This window comes from Bradyrhizobium sp. Mp27 (assembly GCF_029953005.1).
GTDB classification, from domain to species: domain Bacteria; phylum Pseudomonadota; class Alphaproteobacteria; order Rhizobiales; family Xanthobacteraceae; genus Bradyrhizobium; species Bradyrhizobium barranii.
In genome coordinates this window covers 1-811 of the sequence record NZ_JASAUS010000562.1, presented here as the reverse complement: position 1 = coordinate 811, position 811 = coordinate 1, and the positions used below count along the sequence as shown (strand labels likewise).

Annotated in this window: 1 protein-coding gene; it reads left to right on the top strand. The window is 60.0% G+C overall.

Translation table 11 applies throughout. The features are described 5' to 3' along the window. Nucleotides 1-811: AMP-binding protein (locus tag QJT78_RS51750; RefSeq protein WP_281460910.1), on the top strand; the 811-nt coding region annotated here is incomplete at both ends.

The window sequence follows — 811 nt, the reverse complement described above, 5'->3', positions numbered from 1 at the left end:
CGATCTGGAGACGGCGACGCCGGCCTGGGCCGAGCTGCCGGCCACCGATCCGGACCCGCGCGCGCTCGGCCTCACCTCACGCCATCTCGCCTATGTGATCTACACCTCCGGCTCAACCGGCACCCCAAAGGGCGTCATGGTCGAGCATGGAAGTTTGGTGAACTATTTGCATTGGTCGGATCGCAGCCATTACGAAGGAGCGTTGAACGGCTCGCCGATGCTGCTGTCGTTCAGCTTTGACGGCACCATTACGACCGTGTTCGGTCCACTGCTGACCGGTACCCAGCTCCGCATTCTAAACCAGGCTGTCCCAATAGATTGGTGTGCGGCCGTCGGGCAGGCTCAGACCTATGATCTGATTAAGCTGACGCCTTCGCTTTTAAGCACGCTGACCAATCGGTTTGACGGCTATAAAGGACCAGCTCCAACACGAGTACTCATGCTTGGAGGCGAAGCCTTAATCCCGGCGGATATACAGTTTTGGCAAGAGCGTTTTCCGACCATGCGTCTGATCAATCATTATGGTCCGACAGAAGCGACGGTTGGAAGTACCACATTCGCAATATCTGAGGCCGTCGAGAGGTTGAGCTCGATCCCGATCGGCCGCCCGATCGCGAACACGCGGATCTATCTGCTCGACGCTCGTGGCGAGCTGGTTCCGTTTGGGGCGGTGGGGGAGCTTTACATCGGCGGTGCAGGGGTTGCGCGCGGCTATCTGAACCGGCCGGAGCTGACGGCGGAGCGGTTCATCACCAGCCCGTTTGTGGACGGCGACCGGCTGTACCGGACTGGCGATCTGGCGCGCTATCTG